Below are 19441 nucleotides of genomic sequence, written 5' to 3' on the forward strand. Positions count from 1 at the left end.
CGAACGACACCACCGTCGCACCGGAGAGGTTCGCACCCGTCAACGTGACCGTCGTCCCACCGGAGACCGGACCCTGATTCGGCGACACACCCGAGAGGGCGGGAGCGGCGACGTAGGTGAAGGTGACGGCGTTGGTGGTGCCGCTGGGGGTGGTGACCGTGACCGCCGCGGCACCGGCCGCGCGGGGCGGACTGACCGCCGTGATCTGGGTAGCGCTGTTGACGGTGAACGAGGACGCCGCAACCCCGCCGAACGACACCACCGTCGCACCGGAGAGGTTCGCACCCGTCAACGTGACCGTCGTCCCACCGGAGACCGGACCCTGATTCGGCGACACACCCGAGAGGGAGGGAGCTCCGGCATAGGTGAACGGCACGGACTGGGTGCTCGTCCCCTGAGTCGTGCTGACGGTGACGTTCACGCCGCCGGTTCCCGAGGGAGTCACCGCCGTGATCTGGGTACTGCTGTTGACGGTGAACGACGTGGCGGTCCTGGTGCCGAAGCGGACGGTGAGCACCGACGTGAAACCGGTGCCGGTGATGATGACGGTGGTACCACCCGATTCCGGCCCCTGGTTGGGACTGACCGAAGAGACCACAGGGGCAGCCATGGCTGTACTCCTTAAGAGAGAACTGGGCATCACAACACGTGCGGCCACCTGGGGGCGCGGCTGCGGGACCGAGCCCGCCCGGGCGGAGGGGGGCCACCGCCCGGACGGGGGATTTCGTCACCTCCTCAGGCGGAGGCGATCGGACCGGTCAGATACCGGGGCCTTCGACGTAGGTGAACCCGCCGACCTCGGTGTCCGATCCGGCGGGGTTGGTCACGATCACGTCGACCGCTCCCGCCGTACCGGGCGGGGTGACCACGGACAGGGTGGTCGCGTTGATCACCGCGAACGGGGCGGCGGTGCCGTCGATGGTGACCGACTCCGTGCTGGCCAGGTTGGTGCCGGTGATGGTCACCGCCGTGCCACCCGAGGTCGACCCCGACGCCGGGCTGATGGTCCCGATCGTGGGAAGGTCGACGTAGGTGTAGCTCAGGCCGTTGTTGGTGCCGCCGGCGGTGGTCACGCTCACCGACACCGACCCGGCCGCCGCGCCCGCCGGAACGGTGACGCTCAGCAAGCCGTCGCTGCTGACCGTCGGAGTGGCGGTGTTGGCACCGAACGACACGCTGGTGGCCGTCGACAGGCCCGTGCCGGTGATGGTGATGGTGTTGCCGCCGGCCAGCGGCCCTGAGGTGGCGCCCAGAGAGGACTTGAACGGGGCGCCGACGTAGAAGAACGACACCGGGTTGCTCGTACCGCCCGGGGTGGTCACGGTGACCCCGACCGTGCCGGTCCCCGAAGGGGATACGGCGGTGACCGTGGTCGCGTTGACGACGGTGAAGCTCGTGGCCGACTTGGTGCCGAACTTCACCGCGCTGGTGTTGGTCAGGTTCGTGCCCGTGATGGTCACCAGGGTCCCGCCCCCGGTGGAACCCTGATTCGGAGAGATAGGCATGTGGGGACTCCTCGTCCTCGCTCGCTGATGGGGACATGCGAGGAACCGGCAGGAATGGGCCAGCCACTGGCTGCCACGTCAGGGAGAACGACCGCCGTCGGCCGGCTGCGTACGTCAGTCTTTTCCCGACTCTTCCGATGCGGCCGCACCGTCACAGTGCTGCCGCGCCAGGTGAACGAACCGACACGGGTGTTCCGTGAAGCTGCGTCTGCCATCCGTCCCGGGCAAGGAAAAAACCGGCGAGCGCTGCCTGTCCGAACGTTCCCCCGGCTCGGGGATGGGCAGCCCGCCGGTTCAACACTCTTAGTGACCCATGCATCCAATTGGGTGACAAGACATCGCGGCTTCTAATCACCCGAATGGAGTAGTGAGGACGTGGCCAGGCCCCGGGAACATCCCCGGGGCCCGGTTCCATCAGCGGCTACGGCGTACAGCCGAGGACGGCTCCGGAGGGCGCGCAGTTGTCGGGCTGGTTGGCGAAGACTGGCGCCCCGACCAGGAGGACCGGGCCGCCGGTGCCGACGCGGAAGATGCCGCCGCCCTGACCGCCTGCCCGGTTGGCGGAGACCCTGCCACCGACGAGCGTGGAACTGCCGGCCTGCTGGTACAGGCCGCCGCCGTCGAGTCCGGCACGGTTCTGGTCCACGTTCACCCCCCGCAGTCGCAGGGTGCTGCCGAAGTTGGCGATGCCGCCGCCGGACGAGGCGGCCACGTTCTCCGCCAGCCGACCACCGCTGACGGTGAGGACTCCGAACCCCGTGACGACGCCGCCACCCTCGAAGTTCGTCGTGCTGTTGGCCACGACCCCTGTGCCGCTGAGGACCGTCGCGCCGAACGTGGCCAGACCTCCACCCGTGAAGTCCGCCTTGTTCCGCTCGATGGCCCCTCCGGCCACGGTCAGCCGGGCTGACTCGGCCACGTGGATTCCGCCGCCGTCGCCACCGTGGTTGTCCGACACGGTGCTGCCGCTGAGACTCGCGGTCGCACCGGACGCGACCTCGATCCCGCCCCCGGACCCGGAAGCGGTGTTGTGGGTGATCCGGCTGTTGACCAGGACCAACGTCCCCTCGGTCAGGATGCCGCCGCCGACGGTGCCGGAGCCCTCGGTCGCGCTGCCGCCCGACACGGTGATCCCGTTGAGGGTGAGGGAGCCCTGCCCGGCGACTTCGGCGATACGGAAGGCGGTGGTTCCCCCACGGCTGATCGTGGATCCGATGCCGATGACGGTGAGTTGTCCGCTGATGGTCGGCAGTCCGCTGGCCCCGTTGGCACCCCCGGGCCCGGCCGGAGCGTCGAGCACGTAGGTGCATCCCGGGGCCAGCAGGATCGAACCGACTCCACGGGCGTTCGCCTCGGTGATCTGTTCGATCAACGCAGCGACGTCCCCGCAGGGCACCACCGTCGCCTGCCGTGCGGGCAGGGCCTGGGCGGTGGTCGACAGGGCGAGTCCCGGCACGGAGACACTCACGAGTGCGGCCGCGGCGAGGGCGCGCACTTTCTTCACGGTCAGCACTTGGGCTCCCTTTGGTCGTTGTTCTCCAACTTGATCGGGAGCGTGGGCCGTCGGCATCCAGAGAGACCTGAACGGGTGAGGCCCGTAAGGCCGTGCGGCACGGCGCGCCGTCGTACGGGGGTGCCGTCGTACGGGGGCCGTGGTACAGGGGCCGTGGTACAGGGGCCGTGGTACAGGGGCCGTGGTACGGGGGGCCTAGGTCACGTCTTCAAAAGATCTCGAGCAGTGGATCACGATCGGGTGATACGCCGCCATGAACTGTCCGATGCCGAGTGGGAGTTCGTCTCAGACGGCGCGGCATCGCCACCCGCTACGACAAGACCACCGAGTCCTACCAGGCAGCCGTCACCCTCGCATCGCTCCTGATGCGGGCGGAACAGTCGACGACAACTCCTGGGGGCGTGCCAACTCGCCCGCGGCGGCGCGGATGTGACGCCACGAGGGGCGGGCCGCACACTGGGCCATTCGGGTGGCATATGCAATATGCCCGGCGGATGCCGGGCCGAAGGTGGGTTACTGGAATGGATCCAGCCGGTGGGCCGCCCTTCCCACTGGGGGAGCGGAAGTCGGACCACCTTTGGCGTTTCTGCAGAAGGCCTGGGTAATCGTGCCGACAAGCCGCGATGGGCACCCCCGGTGGCGAACTGGATCCCGATCAGCCGGTGCCGTTCGCGGTGCCGGCTGATTCGGCAGCACCCACGACCCCGTCAGGCCACGTTCACCCGCTGTCCGGGCGGGGCCGCCTCCAGCCACGCGAGAAATCCGGTCAGCGCGTCTTCGCTCATCGCGAGTTCGAGACGCGTGCCCTGATGAACGCAGGCGAGGACCACCGCGTCGGAGAGCAGCGCCAGCTCCTCCTCGCCTTCGGGCAGCCGCCGGCCGACCACCTCGATCGAGGCGCGCTCCAGCACCCGCCGGGGCCGGTAGGCGTACGAGAAGACGCGGTACCACTCGATGCGGTCGCCGTTGTAGCGGGCGACGCCGTAGCTCCAGCCCTTGCCGCTGGTGTCCGTTTTCTCGGGGACGTCCCAGCGCAGGGAACAGTCGAACGTGCCGCCGGAGCGCTGGATGAGTCTGCGGCGCAGACCGAAGACGAACAGCCCCACCACCACCAGGGCCACGACGATTCCGCACACAGTCAGAGCGAGGACCATCGACACCGACCTCCTCGTCTCCTAGGTACCGAAAATAGGTAACGGAACGGAAAAAACATCCAGATCTGCCTCAGCCGCGGTCGGCTCCGGAGACTCCCGGTGCCGGCCGCGGCTGAGTGACGTCATGCAGCTCCGCGCTGGGTCAGCGCGACGCCGCCGCACGCAGGCGTACGTCCGCGCGACGCTCGGCGAGGGCGTCGCCCTCCGCCTTCGCGCGCTCCAGCTCGCGCTCCGCGCGCTGGACGTCGATCTCGTCCGACAGCTCGGCGATCTCGGCCAGCAGCGACAGCTTGTTGTCCGCGAACGAGATGAAACCGCCGTGCACCGCGGCGACGACCGTTCCACCATCACTCGTACGGATGGTCACCGGGCCCGACTCCAGCACACCGAGCAGCGGCTGGTGACCGGGCATGACGCCGATGTCGCCGGACGTGGTGCGCGCGACGACCAGGGTGGCCTCGCCGGACCAGACCTCTCGGTCGGCCGCGACCAGCGCGACGTGCAGCTCAGCAGCCAAGATGGCTCCTCGGGTCACCACCCGGCGGGTCTGCCGGGTGTTGGTTACTAAGTCTAGTGGGCGTGGCAGAGGGGGCGGGACGCGCCCGCCCCCTCACCACACGAACTCGGAGAGTTCCGAGATCAGGAGACGCCCAGCTCCTTGGCGTTGGCCTTCAGGTCCTCGATACCACCGCACAGGAAGAACGCCTGCTCCGGGAAGTGGTCGTACTCGCCGTCGATGATCGCGTTGAACGCGGTGATCGACTCGTCCAGCGGCACGTCCGACCCGTCGACGCCGGTGAACTGCTTGGCGACGTGGGTGTTCTGGGACAGGAAGCGCTCCACGCGACGGGCACGGTGGACGGTGAGCTTGTCCTCCTCGCCCAGCTCGTCGATACCGAGGATCGCGATGATGTCCTGGAGGTCCTTGTACTTCTGCAGGACCGTCTTGACGCGCATCGCCGTGGCGTAGTGATCCGCCGCGATGTAGCGCGGGTCCAGGATGCGGGACGTGGAGTCCAGCGGGTCCACGGCCGGGTAGATGCCCTTCTCGGAGATCGGACGGGAGAGAACCGTCGTCGCGTCGAGGTGGGCGAAGGTGGTGGCCGGGGCCGGGTCGGTCAGGTCGTCCGCGGGGACGTAGATCGCCTGCATCGAGGTGATCGAGTGACCACGGGTCGAGGTGATGCGCTCCTGGAGGAGACCCATCTCGTCGGCCAGGTTCGGCTGGTAGCCCACCGCGGAGGGCATGCGGCCGAGCAGGGTCGAGACCTCGGAACCGGCCTGCGTGAAGCGGAAGATGTTGTCGATGAAGAACAGCACGTCCTGCTTCTGCACATCGCGGAAGTACTCCGCCATGGTCAGACCCGCGAGGGCCACGCGCAGACGGGTGCCCGGGGGCTCGTCCATCTGACCGAAGACCAGCGCGGTCTTGTCGATGACGCCCGACTCCGCCATCTCCTCGATGAGGTCGTTGCCCTCACGGGTGCGCTCGCCGACGCCGGCGAACACGGAGACACCGTCGTGGTTGTTGGCGACGCGGTAGATCATCTCCTGGATGAGCACCGTCTTGCCGACACCGGCACCGCCGAACAGACCGATCTTGCCGCCCTTGACGTACGGGGTCAGCAGGTCGATGACCTTGACGCCGGTCTCGAACATCTCGGTCTTCGACTCGAGCTCGTCGAAGTTGGGGGCCTTGCGGTGGATGGACCAGCGCTCGCCCTCGTACTTCTCGTCGACGTTCAGCACGTCACCGAGGGTGTTGAACACCTTGCCCTTGGTGAAGTCGCCGACCGGGACGGTGATGCCCGTGCCGGTGTCGGTGACCGGGGCCTGGCGGACCAGACCGTCGGTGGGCTGCATGGAGATGGTGCGGACCAGGCCGTCACCCAGGTGCTGGGCGACCTCCAGGGTCAGCGTCTTCTTCGCGCCGTCCTGGGCCGGGTCGGCCACCTCGACGTGAAGGGCGTTGTAGATCTCCGGCATGGCGTCGACGGGGAATTCCACGTCGACGACCGGGCCGATGACCCGGGCGACGCGGCCCGTGGCAACGGCCGTCTCAACTGTCGTCGTCATTACCTGTCACTCCCCGCGGTCGCGTCGGCCAGGGCTGCGGAGCCACCGACGATCTCGCTGATTTCCTGGGTGATTTCGGCCTGGCGGGCCGCGTTGGCAAGGCGGGAGAGCGTCTCGATGAGCTCTCCGGCGTTGTCGGTCGCCGACTTCATCGCGCGCCGCGTGGCGGCGTGCTTCGAGGCTGCCGACTGGAGGAGAGCGTTGTAGACGCGGCTCTCCACATAGCGCGGCAGAAGGGCGTCGAGGACGTCCTCCGCCGAGGGCTCGAAGTCGTACAGCGGAAGGATCTCGCCCTTCGTCGCCGACTCCTCGGCAACCTCGTCGAGGCTGAGCGGCAGCAGACGGTCGCCGAGCGCCGTCTGCGTCATCATCGAGACGAACTCGGTGAAGACGATGTGGATCTCGTCCACGCCGCCCTCCGCCGTCTCCTTCTCGATGGCCTCGATCAGGGGGGCCGCGACCTTCTTGGCGTCCGCGTACGTCGGCTCGTCCGTGAAGCCCGACCACGACTCCGCGACCTTGCGCTCACGGAAGTTGTAGTGCGCGAGACCACGCCGGCCGACGATGTACGTGTCGACCTGCTTGCCCTCGGCCTCGAGGCGCGCCGTCAGCTGCTCCGCGGCCTTGATGGCGTTGGAGTTGAAGGCACCGGCGAGACCACGGTCGCTCGTCAGGAGCAGCACCGCGGACCGCACGACCGTCTCGGCCTGCGTGGTCAGCGGGTGCTTCGTGTTCGAGCCGGTACCGACCGCCGTGACCGCGCGCGTCAGCTCGGTCGCGTACGGCGCGGAGGCCGCCACCTTGCGCTGCGCCTTGACGACGCGCGAGGCGGCGATCATCTCCATCGCCTTGGTGATCTTCTTGGTCGCGGTGACGGATCGGATGCGACGCTTGTAGACCCGGAGCTGGGCTCCCATGAGTCAGGTCCCTTCCTTACGTCACTTGGCGGCGGACGGGGCGTCCTCGCCGAGAAGCTTGCCGTCCGCGGTCTCGAACTGCTTCTTGAACTCGGCGATCGCGTCGGCAACAGCGGTGAGGGTGTCGTCCGACATCTTGCCGCCCTCCTTGATGGAGGTCATGAGGCCCTGCTCCTTGCGGTGCAGGTACTCCAGGAGCTCCTTCTCGAAGCGGCGGATGTCGGCGACCGGAACGTCGTCCATCTTGCCGGTGGTACCGGCCCACACGGAGACGACCTGGTCCTCGGTCGGCATCGGCTGGTACTGAGCCTGCTTGAGCAGCTCGACCAGGCGCTGACCGCGCTCCAGCTGGGACTTCGACGCGGCGTCCAGGTCGGAACCGAAGGCGGCGAACGCCTCCAGCTCACGGTACTGGGCGAGGTCGAGGCGGAGGCGGCCGGAGACCTGCTTCATCGCCTTGTGCTGCGCGGAACCACCGACTCGGGAGACGGAGATACCGACGTTCAGCGCGGGGCGCTGACCGGCGTTGAACAGGTCCGACTCCAGGAAGCACTGGCCGTCGGTGATGGAGATGACGTTGGTCGGGATGAACGCCGAGACGTCATTGGCCTTCGTCTCGACGATCGGCAGACCGGTCATCGAGCCGGCGCCCAGGTCGTCGGAGAGCTTCGCGCAGCGCTCCAGCAGACGGGAGTGCAGGTAGAAGACGTCACCCGGGTAGGCCTCGCGGCCCGGCGGGCGGCGCAGCAGCAGCGACACGGCGCGGTAGGCGTCGGCCTGCTTCGACAGGTCGTCGAAGATGATCAGGACGTGCTTGCCCTCGTACATCCAGTGCTGGCCGATGGCCGAGCCGGTGTACGGCGCCAGGTACTTGAAGCCGGCCGGGTCGGACGCCGGGGCGGCGACGATGGTCGTGTACTCCAGTGCGCCGGCCTCTTCGAGGGCGCCACGCACGGAGGCGATGGTCGAGCCCTTCTGACCGATGGCGACGTAGACGCAGCGGACCTGCTTCTTCACGTCACCGGAGCGCCAGTTGTCGCGCTGGTTGATGATCGTGTCGACGGCCAGGGCGGTCTTGCCGGTCTGGCGGTCACCGATGATCAGCTGACGCTGACCACGGCCGACCGGGGTCATCGCGTCGACGGCCTTGTAGCCGGTCTCCATCGGCTCGTGCACCGACTTACGGGCCATGACACCCGGAGCCTGCAGCTCCAGGGCACGGCGCCCGGACGTCTCGATCTCGCCGAGGCCGTCGATCGGGTTGCCGAGCGGGTCGACGACGCGGCCGAGGTAGCCCTCGCCGACGGCCACGGAGAGCACCTCGCCGGTACGCGTGACCGGCTGTCCCTCCTCGATGCCGCTGAACTCACCGAGGACGATGGCACCGATCTCGCGCTCTTCCAGGTTGAGCGCGAGGCCGAGGGTGCCGTCCTCGAACTTCAGCAGTTCGTTGGCCATGGCCGAGGGCAGGCCCTCGACCTTCGCGATGCCGTCGCCGGCAAGGGTGACCGTACCGACCTCCTCGCGCGAGGCCGCGTCCGGCTTGTACGACTGGACAAAGTTCTCCAGCGCATCCCGGATCTCCTCCGGCCGGATCGTGAGCTCCGCCATCTGGGTTCCCTGCTCTCCTTGTTGGGCCCGAAGTTTCTTAGGGGGTCTGGGGGCGACCCCCAGGATTCTTCTGCACGGCCCAACCAGGGCCGTCGTGTACGTACTGCGGTCTTGAGTTGCTGCTAGCTCGCCATGCGGCGGGCGACGTCCTCGATACGGTCCGCGAGGGAGCCGTTGATCACCTCGTCACCGACCTGCACCCGGATCCCGCCGAGGACCTCGGGGTCCACGTCGAGGTTGAGGTGCATCTGGCGGCCGTAGAGCTTCGCGAGGGCGGCACCGAGGCGTCGCTTCTGCGGGTCGCTCAGCGGCACGGCCGACGTGACCACGGCCACGACACGGTCGCGGCGCTCGGCGGCCAGCTTGGACAGGGAGTCGAGTCCCGCTTCCAGGCTACGTCCTCGCGGCGCGGTCACAAGGCGCGTCACCAGACGCTCGGTGGCCGCGTCGGCACGGCCGCCGAGCAGGCTGCGCAGCAGCTCGCTCTTGGCCGAGGCGGTGGCCTTCCGGTCGGTCAGTGCGGCGCGCAGCTCCGTGCTGGAGGAGACGATCCGCCCGAAGCGGAACAGCTCGTCCTCGACGTCGTCGAGCGCGCCGGCCTGCTGCGCGGCGGTGAGGTCGGCGATGTCCGCCAGGACCTCCAGCGCGTCCACCAGGTCACGCGACTGCGACCAGCGGGAACGCACCAGGCCGGACACCAGGTCGGCGGCGGTGCCGCTGACCTGGCCGCTGAGCAGACGCTGGGCCAGCTCGGCCTTGCCCTCACCGGCCTGCGCCGGGTCGGTGAGGACCCGACGCAGCGACACCTCGCGGTCGAGCAGCGCGGTGACGGCCGCCAGCTCGCCGGCGAGCTGCGCGGCGTCCACGGACGTGGAGTCCGTCAGCGCGTCGAGACGCTCACGTGCGGCTGCCAGGGCCTCGCGGCTCGCTCCGTTCATCGCGACGCCTCGGCCTTCTCCTCGAGCTCGTCGAGGAAGCGGTCGATGACGCGGCTCTGGCGGGCGTGGTCCTCGAGGGACTCGCCGACGAGCTTGCCGGCCAGTTCGGTGGCGAGCTTGCCGACGTCCTGGCGCAGCGCGGACGAGGCGGCCTTGCGGTCGGCCTCGATCTGGGTGTGACCGGCGGCGACGATCTCCTCGCGCTGTCGCTGGCCCTCGGCGCGCATCTCGGCGATGAGCGTCGCACCCTGCTCCTGCGCCTCCTGGCGCAGACGCGCGGCCTCGTGCCGGGCCTCGGCGAGCTGAGCCTTGTACTGCTCAAGAACGCTCTGGGCCTCGGTCTGTGCGGCCTCGGCCTTCTCGATACCGCCCTCGATGGCCTCGCGACGCTCTTCCAGAACCTTGTTGATGGTCGGGAGGAGCTTCTTGGCGAGGAAGCCGAAGACGATGACGAAAGCGATGAGGCCGATGACAACTTCCGGCCACGGCGGGATGAGGGGGTTCTCCTTCTCACCCTCAGCCGCCAGGAAAACCAGGGCGGATGTCACATCAGTGCCTTTCGTCGAAAGGGTCGGTCGTCAGGGCTCGTCTTAGTAGACGAACGGCATGACGAGACCGATGAGGGCCAGCGCCTCACAGAAGGCGAAGCCGAGGATCTGGTTGGCGCGGATCAGACCGGCAGCCTCGGGCTGGCGGGCGAGGGCCTGGGTGCCGTTGCCGAAGATGATGCCAACGCCGACGCCGGGGCCGATGGCCGCAAGACCGTAACCGACGGAACCGAGGTCACCGGTGACAGCAGCAAGGTTGGACATGCCAGTTCTTCCTTCTCTTTACGGACCGGTGGGGGTTGGCCACCGGACGAGTGCGGGGGTGTGGAAGCGGGGACGCTCAGTGGTGCTCGGCGAGCGCGCCCTGAATGAAGGTGCAGGTCAGGAGGACGAAGACGTACGCCTGAACGGCCTGGATGAAGAGCTCGAAGGCCGTCATCACGATGACCATCGTGAACGAGACGGCGGAGTACGCGATGCCGATGCCGTTGAGCATGTACCAGGTGGCGATCGTGAACAGCAGCAGCAGCGTGTGACCGGCGAACATGTTCGCGAAGAGTCGCACCGCGTGCGTGAACGGGCGGACCAGCAGGTTCGAGAAGAACTCGATGGTCATGGCCAGCGGGAGCACCGGGCCCAGCGACTTGTCGTAGCCGGTGAAGTTCTTGAAGGCACCGACGAAGCCGTGGCGCTTGAAGGTGAGCGAGACCCAGGTGATGTAGACCAGCAGGGCCAGGATCGCCGGGTAGGCGATGATCGACGTCACCGGGAAGGCGGCGACGGGGATGATCGACCAGATGTTCATCATCCAGATGAAGAAGAACAGCGAGACGGCGAAGGGGACGTACTTCTCGCCCTCCCTCTTGCCGATCGTCTCGTAGACGATGCCGCGGCGGACGAAGTCGTAGCCGGCCTCGGCGACCATCTGGAGCTTGCCCGGGACCAGCTTCGGCTTCGCGAAGGCGGCCCAGAAGAAGCCCACGACGATGATGGAGCCCAGCAGGGCCAGCAGCATCGGCTTGTTGAAGTAGAGGCCGTTACCGTCGGCGTCGCCCCAGAGCGGCTCGAACAGGAACGAGTGCAGGCCCGGAGCCGGGAAGCCACAACCGTCGAACAGGTGGCAGTCGGTCTCGAAAGCGAGCACCTGCGTCGGGTCAGCACTCACCGCGGGCTCCTTCGTCGTGGCGCATAGGTACGGCAACCTCGTTGTGTCGGCGCGGCGCGTGGCCGCGTTTCGGCACGGGACTGGTGTTTCTGATGTGGGGGCGGCTTGGGGGCATCTCGCCTCGCGATTGAGCAGGCGTCAGCTCGGATGCCCGCGCCCGCGATGCCGCAGTTGGCACCGGACGATAGCAGGATCTCTCAGGCGTCTTTATACCGGCCCTACCCCTCACGACGAGTGCCCCGAGTTTTCGGGCTTCTCGCCCTTCGAGGAGGTCGTGGAGGAGCCCGAATCGGGTTCGACGTAAAGGATCTTGGCCTTCATGTGGGCACGCGTCTGTGCGGCGATCCACACGAGAGTGCCCGCGACGAGCGTGACGGCGAAGGCCCGGGGGTTGAAGAGCGTGGTGTCCTTGAACGCGGCGAGGAAGATGAACAGCAGCAGGATCTGCGCCGCGTACAGCATGAGACCCATCGCCTGGAAGAGGTGCGGAAGCGATTTGGCGGTGCGGTTCAGGACGTACATCCCCAGCCCCATGAAGGCGATCACCACGACCGTGGCGACGGCGGCTCCGATGGCTCCCTTGCCGCCCGCGACCACACCGCTGATGACGGCGGCGATCGCGCCGACGGCGGCTGTGGGCACGGCGGCCTGGGCCAGGATCCGGACGTCGTTGGACGGCATGGCGGCAACTCCGCTTTCAAAGGGGGCAGGGTGTCGTCATGGACGAGCGTAGTCCCGGTTCGAGGGGCGAATGACCTCACGCCGTCCTCGCTCCAGAGGACCGTCGCACTACGGTCCCTCGGTTCCATCCCGGGTTCTCGTGAACCGTATCACAAACTATTTGATGAGGTCTTTACCTGGATGGTGTGCTTGGTGTCACACATGAGACTGACAGTGCGCGTCTGTGCAAAAAACGGGCCGGGATGTCCGGTATTGGGGACCTTTGCCCTGCCCCCACTTCCCCACGACTTGGCAATGCTCTAGTCAGATTCTTACCTTGCCGAGCGGGAACGAGCGCCGATCGCGGTCGCTCCGTTGACCCCGGAGACCCCCGCGGCGACCGGCGTACGCGGCACCTGGGCGTCCTCCGACTCCTCGGACCCCTCCGCCGGCTCCCCGGACTCCCCGGCGACGGCCGGAGCGGACCTCTCCAGGGCCGCAGCGGCCCTGCGGCGGCGGTAGCGCGGCGGAAGGAACGCCTCCGCCCAGCGCGGGGCCCGCGGCGTGAAGCGCGGCAGCAGAAGCAGCACCAGGCCGAGCGCGCTGAGGAACACGACACCGAGGACGATCCACATGGCGCCCGCGTTGACCGAGTAGGCGAGCGTGCCGAACGCGATCAGCGCCGACCAGAAGTACATGATCAGCACCGCGCGGCTGTGCGAGTGGCCGATCTCCAGCAGCCGGTGGTGCAGATGCCCGCGGTCGGCGGCGAACGGCGACTGACCGCGCCAGGTCCGGCGCACGATCGCCAGGATCAGGTCGGCGGCCGGGATCGCGATGATCGTCAGCGGCATCAGCAGCGGGATGTAGACCGGCACCATCTGGTGGACCGCGCTGCGCTCGGAGTTCGTGTACAGGTTCATCAGGTCCGGGTCGACCTGTCCCGTGACCGAGATCGCGCCCGCGGCCAGCACCAGTCCGATCAGCATCGAGCCCGAGTCACCCATGAAGATCCGCGCCGGGTGCATGTTGTGCGGCAGGAAGCCCAGGCACATGCCCATCAGGATCGCCGCGAACAGCGTCGCCGGGGCGGCCGCCTCGATGCCGTACGAGTACCAGATGCGGTAGGCGTACATGAAGAACGCGGCCGAAGCGATGCACACCATGCCGGCGGCGAGGCCGTCGAGGCCGTCCACGAAGTTGACCGCGTTGATGGTGATCACGACCAGCGCCACGGTCAGCAGGGTGCCCTGCCACTGGGTGAGCGCGACCGTGCCCACACCCGGGATGGGCAGCCACAGGATCGTCAGACCCTGCATGACCATCACGCCGGCGGCGATCATCTGCCCGCCCAGCTTGATCAGGGCGTCGATCTCGAACTTGTCGTCCAGGACGCCGATCAGCCAGATCAGCGCGGCCCCGGAGAGCAGGGCACGCGGCTCGTTCGACTTCTCGAAGACCTCGTTGAGGTTCGTGAGGTGGTCGGCGACCAGCAACCCCGCGCACAGCCCGAAGAACATGGCGATCCCGCCGAGCCGCGGAGTCGGTTCCCGGTGCACGTCACGGGCCCTGATCTCCGGCATCGCTCCGGCCACGATCGCGAACTTCCGTACCGGCCCTGTCAGCAGATACGTCACCGCGGCCGTGACGCAGAGCGTCAGCAGGTATTCACGCACGGGCTTCCCCACAGGTCTCGCTGGCCATCTCAGCCCCACACCCTAGCGATCGACTCACACGCGGCGCATATGTGTGGGGACTTCCGGGTAGCGACGATGGTTGCACGTGCGGCTGTGAGTTCGGGCGCACGGGGGCACGTCCAACACCGCGCCTACCCCGTTTCACTCCGGATACGGCGGAAACGCGCCGGTCAGCTCGCGTACCTCCGATCGGGCCTTCTGGGCCTCGGTCTGCTCCCGCAGCACCTCCGCCATCAGCGCCGCGACACGGGCCATCTCCTCCTCGCGCATACCCTGGGTGGTCACCGCCGCCGTGCCCAGCCGCAGCCCGCGGTCGTGGGCGTGCGGCAGCGCGCAGCAGTCCAGCACGATTCCGGCGGCGGCCAGCAGACCGCGCGCGGTCCGCCCGTCGACGCCGAGCGGGGCGGGGTCCGCGGTGATCAGATGGGTGTCGGTCCCGCCCGTCGTGACATGGAGCCCTTCGGCCGCCAGCCCGGCCGCGAGAACCCTCGCGTTGGCGACCACCTGATGGGCGTACACCGTGAACGCCGGTGTTGCCGCCTCCCCGAACGCCACCGCCTTCGCGGCGATGGTGTGCATCTGCGCGCCGCCCTGGGTGAACGGGAAGACCGCCCGGTCCACCCGCTCGGCCAGCTCGCTCCCGCACAGGATCATCCCGCCGCGCGGCCCCCGCAGCACCTTGTGCGTGGTGGCGCACACCACATCGGCGTACGGCACCGGACTGGGCGCCGCTCCCCCGGCCACCAGCCCGATCGGGTGGGCGGCGTCGGCGATCAGATGGGCGCCCACCTCGTCGGCGACCTCGCGGAAGAAGGCGTAGTCGATGTGGCGCGGGTAGGCGATGGACCCGCACACGATCGCCTTGGGCCGGTGGGTACGGGCCAGCGTGCGGACCTGCTCGTGGTCGATCAGCCCGGTCTCCGCGTCCACCCCGTAGGGGACGAAGTCGAACCAGCGCCCGGAGAAGTTCGCCGGCGACCCGTGGGTCAGATGCCCGCCGTAGGGCAGCCCGAGGGCGAGGACGGTGTCCCCTGGCCGCAGCAGCGCCGCGTACGCGGCCAGCACGGCCGACGAGCCCGAATGTGCCTGTACGTTGGCGTGGTCGGCCCCGAACAGGGCCTTCGCGCGGTCCACGGCGATCCGCTCGGCGACATCGACGATCTCGCAGCCGCCGTGGTGGCGGGCGCCCGGATAGCCCTCCGCGTACTTGTTGGTCAGTGGCGAGCCCAGCGCGGCCAGCACGGCCGGTGAGGTGAAGTTCTCGGCGGCGATCAGCTGGAGCGTCGACGCCTGCCGCTCCCGTTCCCCGAGCAGGATCTCCGCCAGCTCGGGATCCTGCCGGCGCAGGACATCGGCCTCGGGAACGTGGACGACCGACATGGTGGACTCCGGGGCGTCGACGATGACGTACGTCCAATGTAGGCCCGGGACGCACGGCACGCCCGCCACCACCTACATCCGCGCCGGCACCCCGGTGAGCGCCGTGACGACGGGATCCAGCGCCTGACGGCGCCGGCAGGACCACGCCCTCCTCGTCACATCCTGGCCGGCACACCCGTCAACGCCGTCACCACCGGATCCAGCGCCTCATGTATCTCGTCCCCGATCGACCGGAAGAACGGCAACGGCGCCCCGTACGGGTCGTACACCTCGTCCGCCTCCAGCGTCGGCGCCAGCAGCCACCCCCGCAGCGCAGCAGCCGCACGCACCAGCGCGCGCGCACGCATGACCACACCCTCCTCCAACGGAGGAAGGGTGGCGGGGACCCCTTCCCCAACGCGCCCCTCGCACCGCTCGGCCCTGGCGGGCCTCCCGGGCAGCGGGCCGCCGCGGCGGACTCCGCCCGCCGGCCCACCCCGTCCCGGTCACATCCTGGCCGGCACACCCGTCAACGCCGTCACCACCGGATCCAGCGCCTCATGTATCTCGTCCCCGATCGACCGGAAGAACGGCAACGGCGCCCCGTACGGGTCGTACACCTCGTCCGCCTCCAGCGTCGGCGCCAGCAGCCACCCCCGCAGCGCAGCAGCCGCACGCACCAGCGCGCGCGCACGCATGACCACACCCTCCTCCAACGGAGGGAGGGTGGCGGGGTCTATCGCGTTCACCAGGCGGGTGAACTCCTTCAGGGTGAAGGTGCGCAGGCCCGCCGAGTGGCCCATGGAGATGACCTGGGCGCGGTGGTCGCGGGTCGCGGTGAGCACCAGGTCGGCCATGATGACGTGCTCGTCAAGCAGCTCACGGCCGGTGAAGCCGGTGGCGTCCGCGCCGAAGTCGGCCAGCACGGTCTCCGCGTTGCTCTCCATCGGCGCGCCCTCGTGGCCCCAGGTGCCCGCGCTCTCCACGATCAGCCCGCCGCCCAGCACCCCGAGCCGCTGCGACACGAAATGCCGGGTCAGCCGCTCGGTGATCGGCGAGCGGCAGACGTTGCCGGTGCTGACGTGGAGGATGCGGAAGGTGTCGCGCGGAAACCCGAACGTCGTCGTCTGCTCCGCGGCCCGTTCCCGGTTGCCTATGCCACGCCCCGCGTCAGGGGCTGTCAATTCGCCACCTCGAGGTCGGGTACGACCTTCCTCAGCTCGTCCGCGGTGATCGCCCCCTCGCGCAGCAGCAGCGGCACCTCGCGGCTGACGTCGACGATCGAGGACGGGACGTTGCCGGGGGTCGGGCCGCCGTCGAGGTAGACGGAGACCGAGTCGCCGAGCATCTCCTGGGCGTAATCGCAGTTCTCCGGCGCCGGGTGGCCGGTCAGGTTCGCCGAGGAGACGGCCATCGGGCCGACCTCGGTGAGCAGCTCGATGGCGACCGGGTGCAGTGGCATGCGCACGGCAACCGTGCCGCGGGTGTCGCCCAGGTCCCACTGGAGGGACGGCTGGTGCTTGGCGACGAGCGTGAGCGCGCCCGGCCAGAAGGCGTCGACCAGCTCCCAGGCCAGCTCGGAGAAGTCCGTGACCAGGCCGTGCAGCGTGTTCGGCGAACCGATGAGGACGGGCGTGGGCATGTTGCGGCCCCGGCCCTTGGCCTCCAGCAGGTCGCCGACGGCCTCCTTGGTGAACGCGTCGGCGCCGATGCCGTACACCGTGTCGGTCGGAAGGACCACGAGTTCGCCACGGCGGACGGCGGACGCGGCCTCGCGCAGACCGGTCACACGGTCGGTCGCGTCGTTGGTGTCGTATCGCCGAGCCATGTCTAGCGGGCCTCCTCGTGCACGTACTGCTGGACGGAAGTCAGATGGGTGTTCACGGCATGGCCCTGCGGGCGGTCGCGAAGCGGGGGCGGTTGTTGAGGTCCGGGTGGTCGGCCGCGTCGGCCCAGCCCAGCTCCTCGGTGAAGATCCACGGCACCTGGCCGCCCTGGGTGTCGGCGTGCTCGATGACGACGACACCGCCGGGACGGAGCAGGCGGTGTGCGGTGCGTTCCAGGCCCCGGATCAGATCCAGGCCGTCCTCGCCGGAGAACAGGGCCAGTTCGGGGTCGTAGTCCCGCGCCTCGGGAGCGACGTACTCCCACTCGGTGAGCGGGATGTACGGCGGGTTGGAGACGACCAGGTCGACCTGGCCGTCAAGGTCCCGGAAGGCGTCCAGGGCGTTGCCCTGGCGCAGGTCGACGCGGGACCCCTCCATGTTCTTGCGGGTCCACACCAGGGCGTCCTCGGACAGCTCCACGGCGTGCACGCGCGAGCGCGGGACCTCTTGGGCGAGGGCGAGCGCGATGGCGCCGGAGCCGGTGCACAGGTCGACGATGCACGGTTCCACGACGTCCATGGCGCGTACGGCGTCTATGGCCCAGCCGACGACCGACTCGGTCTCGGGACGCGGCACGAAGACGCCGGGGCCGACCTGGAGCTCCAGGTACCGGAAGTAGGCCCGCCCGGTGATGTGCTGAAGCGGCTCACGCTGTTCGCGCCGGGCGATGACCTCCCAGTACCGGGCGTCGAAGTCGGAGTCCTTCACGGAATGGAGTTCACCGCGCTTCACGCCGTGCACGAACGCGGCGAGCTCCTCCGCGTCGTTGCGCGGCGAGGGCACGCCGGCGTCGGCCAGCCGCTGGGTGGCCTGGGCCACCTCTGCGAGCAGCAGGTTCACGCAAGTCCTCCGTGTCGTACTCGTGCGTGCGTAGCCTTACGCGGCTGCGAGCTTCGCGGCCGAGTCCGCGTCGACGCAGGCCTGGATCACCGCGTCGAGGTCGCCGTCCAGGACCTGGTCCAGGTTGTACGACTTGAAGCCGACACGGTGGTCCGAGATGCGGTTCTCCGGGAAGTTGTAGGTGCGGATCTTCTCGGAGCGGTCGACGGTGCGGACCTGGCTGCGGCGGGCGTCGGCGGCCTCCCGCTCCGCTTCCTCCTGCGCCGCCGCGAGCAGCCTGGAGCGCAGGATACGCATCGCCTGCTCCTTGTTCTGCAGCTGGCTCTTCTCGTTCTGGCAGGAGGCGACGACTCCGGTGGGAATGTGCGTGATGCGCACGGCGGAGTCGGTGGTGTTGACGGACTGCCCGCCGGGCCCGGAGGACCGGTAGACGTCGATGCGGAGGTCGTTCGGGTTGATCTCGACGTCGACCTCCTCCGCCTCGGGGGTGACGAGCACGCCGGCGGCGGAGGTGTGGATCCGGCCCTGCGACTCGGTCGCCGGGACGCGCTGCACCCGGTGCACCCCGCCCTCGTACTTCATCCGCGCCCAGACACCCTGGCCGGGCTCGGTGGCACCCTGGCCGCCCTTTGTCTTCACCGCGACCTGGACGTCCTTGTAGCCGCCCAGCTCGGACTCGGTGGCGTCGATGATCTCGGTCTTCCAGCCGACGCGCTCGGCGTAGCGCAGGTACATGCGCAGCAGGTCGCCGGCGAACAGCGCCGACTCGTCGCCGCCCGCGCCCGCCTTGATCTCCAGAATGACGTCCTTGTCGTCACTCGGGTCGCGCGGGACGAGGAGCAGCCGCAGCTTCTCCGTCAGTTCCTCGCGCTGCTTGTCCAGCACCTTGACCTCGGCGGCGAAGTCGGGGTCGTCGGCGGCGAACTCGCGGGCGGTCTCGATGTCGTCGCCGGTCTGCTTCCAGGAGCGGTAGGTGGCGACGATCGGGGTGAGCTCGGCGTACCGCTTGTTGAGCTTGCGCGCGTTGGCCTGGTCGGCGAAGACCGACGGGTCTGCGAGCTTCTTCTCCAGGTCGGCGTGTTCACCGAGGAGGTCCTCGACGGCCTCGAACATCTTGGGCTCCTGTACTGCTGTGCTGCGCGGGAAGGGGAAGGCGGGCGACCAAAAACGCCGGTCCCGGCGCACCCCGGGCAGGGGGCACGGCCGTGGACCGGCGAAAAGGGGCTCGCTACTTCTTGGAGCCGGCGGCAGCCTTGCCGAAGCGGGCCTCGAAGCGGGCCACACGGCCACCGGTGTCGAGGATCTTCTGCTTGCCCGTGTAGAACGGGTGGCACTCGGAGCACACGTCGGCGCGGATGGTGCCGCTCTCGATGGTGCTACGGGTGGTGAACGACGCGCCACAGGTGCAGCTGACCTGCGTCTCGACGTACTCGGGGTGGATCTCGCGCTTCAAGGTGTCTCCTAGTTTCGGGAGGGCGCCGGGTCGCCACCGCGGGATACGGGAGCGTGAACCGGAGCCGACGTACCAGTCTGCCAGGACTGGCGCCATCCCCCAAAACCGGGGGTTGCCGC

The 19441-nt window shown here is 68.8% G+C and carries 20 protein-coding genes and 1 pseudogene; all 21 read right to left on the reverse strand.

Annotated elements, in window-relative coordinates:
• A partial coding sequence (locus ACZ6D7_RS09435; RefSeq protein WP_469486094.1) for an IPT/TIG domain-containing protein occupies positions 1–610 on the reverse strand: 610 nt, incomplete at its 3' end.
• A 148-nt stretch (positions 611–758) separates the two neighbouring features.
• Complete coding sequence (locus ACZ6D7_RS09440) at positions 759–1505, reverse strand: IPT/TIG domain-containing protein (protein WP_469486096.1); 747 nt, start codon at positions 1503–1505, stop codon at positions 759–761.
• Between the two features lie 421 nt (positions 1506–1926).
• Positions 1927–3018: a right-handed parallel beta-helix repeat-containing protein gene (locus tag ACZ6D7_RS09445; RefSeq protein ID WP_469486100.1), complete on the reverse strand. Its 1092-nt coding sequence runs from the start codon at positions 3016–3018 to the stop codon at positions 1927–1929.
• Between the two features lie 707 nt (positions 3019–3725).
• The gene (locus ACZ6D7_RS09450; protein WP_469486103.1) at positions 3726–4172 is read right to left on the reverse strand and encodes a DUF2550 domain-containing protein; all 447 of its coding nucleotides are present in this window, start codon (positions 4170–4172) and stop codon (positions 3726–3728) included.
• 142 nt (positions 4173–4314) lie between these two features.
• Positions 4315–4689, reverse strand: coding sequence for a F0F1 ATP synthase subunit epsilon (locus ACZ6D7_RS09455; protein WP_469486106.1), 375 nt, complete (start codon positions 4687–4689; stop codon positions 4315–4317).
• 122 nt (positions 4690–4811) lie between these two features.
• A complete protein-coding gene (gene atpD, locus ACZ6D7_RS09460; protein WP_469486109.1) occupies positions 4812–6248 on the reverse strand; it encodes a F0F1 ATP synthase subunit beta in 1437 nt (478 codons plus the stop codon).
• Complete coding sequence (locus ACZ6D7_RS09465; protein WP_469486112.1) at positions 6248–7165, reverse strand: F0F1 ATP synthase subunit gamma; 918 nt, start codon at positions 7163–7165, stop codon at positions 6248–6250. Before ACZ6D7_RS09465 ends, atpD begins: the two co-directional genes overlap by 1 nt.
• Positions 7166–7186: 21 nt before the next feature.
• Positions 7187–8776: a F0F1 ATP synthase subunit alpha gene (gene atpA / locus ACZ6D7_RS09470; RefSeq protein WP_469486115.1), complete on the reverse strand. Its 1590-nt coding sequence runs from the start codon at positions 8774–8776 to the stop codon at positions 7187–7189.
• A gap of 122 nt (positions 8777–8898) precedes the next feature.
• The gene (locus tag ACZ6D7_RS09475) at positions 8899–9714 is read right to left on the reverse strand and encodes a F0F1 ATP synthase subunit delta (protein WP_469486120.1); all 816 of its coding nucleotides are present in this window, start codon (positions 9712–9714) and stop codon (positions 8899–8901) included.
• Entirely contained in the window at positions 9711–10262 is a 552-nt protein-coding gene (locus tag ACZ6D7_RS09480) for a F0F1 ATP synthase subunit B (RefSeq protein WP_469486124.1), read from the reverse strand. Before ACZ6D7_RS09480 ends, ACZ6D7_RS09475 begins: the two co-directional genes overlap by 4 nt.
• Before the next feature lie 42 nt (positions 10263–10304).
• A complete protein-coding gene (gene atpE, locus ACZ6D7_RS09485; protein WP_004925497.1) occupies positions 10305–10526 on the reverse strand; it encodes an ATP synthase F0 subunit C in 222 nt (73 codons plus the stop codon).
• Between the two features lie 76 nt (positions 10527–10602).
• Positions 10603–11427, reverse strand: a complete 825-nt coding sequence (gene atpB / locus ACZ6D7_RS09490) for a F0F1 ATP synthase subunit A (RefSeq protein WP_469486129.1) — start codon at positions 11425–11427, stop codon at positions 10603–10605.
• Positions 11428–11652: 225 nt separating this feature from the next.
• A complete protein-coding gene (locus ACZ6D7_RS09495) occupies positions 11653–12108 on the reverse strand; it encodes a hypothetical protein (RefSeq protein WP_469486134.1) in 456 nt (151 codons plus the stop codon).
• 311 nt (positions 12109–12419) lie between these two features.
• Complete coding sequence (locus tag ACZ6D7_RS09500) at positions 12420–13763, reverse strand: MraY family glycosyltransferase (protein WP_469486138.1); 1344 nt, start codon at positions 13761–13763, stop codon at positions 12420–12422.
• A 162-nt stretch (positions 13764–13925) separates the two neighbouring features.
• The gene (locus tag ACZ6D7_RS09505) at positions 13926–15164 is read right to left on the reverse strand and encodes a serine hydroxymethyltransferase (RefSeq protein ID WP_469486141.1); all 1239 of its coding nucleotides are present in this window, start codon (positions 15162–15164) and stop codon (positions 13926–13928) included.
• Positions 15165–15319: 155 nt separating this feature from the next.
• Positions 15320–15547, reverse strand: a pseudogene (locus ACZ6D7_RS09510) (protein-tyrosine-phosphatase); the annotation flags it as partial.
• 102 nt (positions 15548–15649) lie between these two features.
• Entirely contained in the window at positions 15650–16327 is a 678-nt protein-coding gene (locus tag ACZ6D7_RS09515; RefSeq protein WP_469486143.1) for an arsenate reductase/protein-tyrosine-phosphatase family protein, read from the reverse strand.
• Positions 16324–16971 carry an L-threonylcarbamoyladenylate synthase gene (locus ACZ6D7_RS09520; protein WP_469486148.1) on the reverse strand — a complete coding sequence of 216 codons (648 nt, stop codon included), beginning with the start codon at positions 16969–16971 and terminating at the stop codon, positions 16324–16326. Before ACZ6D7_RS09520 ends, ACZ6D7_RS09515 begins: the two co-directional genes overlap by 4 nt.
• 52 nt (positions 16972–17023) lie before the next feature.
• Positions 17024–17869 (reverse strand): peptide chain release factor N(5)-glutamine methyltransferase, encoded by an 846-nt coding sequence (prmC, locus tag ACZ6D7_RS09525; RefSeq protein WP_469486151.1) that lies wholly within the window; start codon positions 17867–17869, stop codon positions 17024–17026.
• Between the two features lie 36 nt (positions 17870–17905).
• Complete coding sequence (prfA, locus tag ACZ6D7_RS09530; protein WP_469486156.1) at positions 17906–18982, reverse strand: peptide chain release factor 1; 1077 nt, start codon at positions 18980–18982, stop codon at positions 17906–17908.
• A gap of 115 nt (positions 18983–19097) precedes the next feature.
• Complete coding sequence (gene rpmE, locus ACZ6D7_RS09535; protein ID WP_403835155.1) at positions 19098–19322, reverse strand: 50S ribosomal protein L31; 225 nt, start codon at positions 19320–19322, stop codon at positions 19098–19100.
• Between the last annotated feature and the right edge of the window lie 119 nt (positions 19323–19441).

Source organism: Streptomyces sp. NPDC041784 (genome assembly GCF_055591025.1).